The sequence below is a fragment of the Lactococcus ileimucosae genome (assembly GCF_943193185.1).
Taxonomy (GTDB): Bacteria; Bacillota; Bacilli; order Lactobacillales; family Streptococcaceae; genus Lactococcus; species Lactococcus ileimucosae.
This window is the reverse complement of the sequence record NZ_CALPDE010000053.1, coordinates 1-1,515: the sequence shown is the minus strand read 5'-3', so window position 1 is coordinate 1,515 and position 1,515 is coordinate 1. Positions and strand designations below refer to the sequence as shown.

Annotated in this window: 2 protein-coding genes; both read right to left on the bottom strand. The window is 58.5% G+C overall.

The genetic code is table 11. The features are described 5' to 3' along the window. Nucleotides 1-47: 47 nt before the first annotated feature. Nucleotides 48-1,244, bottom strand: a complete 1,197-nt coding sequence (locus tag NFR51_RS10975) for an IS4 family transposase (RefSeq protein ID WP_058092936.1) — start codon at nucleotides 1,242-1,244, stop codon at nucleotides 48-50. A gap of 66 nt (nucleotides 1,245-1,310) precedes the next feature. Beyond that, the coding region (locus NFR51_RS10970; RefSeq protein ID WP_251713616.1) for a hypothetical protein at nucleotides 1,311-1,515 on the bottom strand (205 nt) is incomplete at its 5' end.

Below are 1,515 nucleotides of genomic sequence, written 5' to 3'. Positions count from 1 at the left end.
GACAAAAAAAACGCCCCTTAAACCCTGAGGAATCCCCACGAACTTTGCTATCCATCGCATAAGGCCTGCTCTTTGACTTCCCCTTGGAGGCTCGTCAGAACTGTCTTCCAAGAGGGCCATGGGACAGCACCGACACAATGACGTCGCAGCCACTCCAGTCCCAAACGCCACACGGAGAGAACGTTCCGATGACGGATCGTGTTGCTCTGGTAGCGTCGCTGTTGCCCGCTGTCTCGGACTTGAAGACCGGCAACCATCACCACGACATTGGCCAGCATCGCGATCAGCAGCAGGATTTCGATCCGCTTGCCTTGGCGAGACTGATGCATGCCGAAGCCCAGCCCGAACTGGGGACTCTTGACGTCGCGGAAGCCCTCTTCAATCTGCATGCGCTGCCGGTAAATGGCCACCAACTTGTCCGCCAGCGTTGAGCGCGCCGGTAGGTTACTGACCAGCACCCAGGGCTCCTTCTGGCGCTGGGCAATCGCCCGGCTGCGGCTGTCCTGGGAGACCTGTCCGCGCTTGTTGCGATGCTTGCGCCCCTGCGGCGGCCGATGGTAGAGCACCATGCGGGTGGTCAGTGGATTGCTCTCAGCAATTTGCACGGAACCCAGCGCCCGCGGTACCGATGTCGCTTGCGGAAACAGGTCTGACACAGGTTGCCACGCCTGCCCTGGCAGCTGGCAGCGAACCGGGCTACGCACCCGGCCGACGTAGTACCAACCACGTGCCTCAACCGCCTCGAACCAGGGATTACGAAAGCCCGCATCGGTGACCAAGATCGGCGTGGCGTTGTCAGGCAGTATCTCGGCCAGAGCGGCCAACAAGTATGCCTCACAGTGTTGGCAGCCATCCTTGTGGTGGACTTTCTCGAAGATTGGCAGCGAGCGCCCGGCAAAGGGCACCGCGGCGCGCAGCAAGAACCGTTTGCCACGGTCATCAATCGGCGACCAGTCCACCAGAATCAGCGGGCGGGTCATGTGGCCAATCAGCAGGCTGGCCACGAGCCAATAGAACAGGGGACGCTCCTGATGCAGGTGAGGGTTGCCCAGCAACCGATCGACTCGCTTGATGGTGTGCTTGGTAGCCACTGGCCCTGGCAAGGCACGCCCCAGGGCGGTCAAGCCCAGGCGGCGCTCGCCCAGCAGGGCACCCACCGTGTCGAGCAGCGCCTGCAGGCGCTTGGCATGGACCAGGGGGAGTGATGAGGTCAGCAGAGTATGTAAGAATCGAGGGGCCTGCATGGGTCTCCTTAGGCATATTGTTGGTTTGGCGATTAACAACATGCCGACCCATGCAGGCCTTTTCAATCATATCATCCTGATTTTCTTATCTATTTCGTGGGGATCCGTCAGCATTAAACTATCAATTAGCTCTAGTAATTTAGTGACGATATTCGGCGAGCTGTAAATCAGTGAGTCACTTCCAGCCCGTCGAAAAAACTCAATCCTCATTTTGTGGTGTGGGGCTATTAGTGAGATGATAGCTGTTCTTGCTATTGGTATGCCAAAGGCG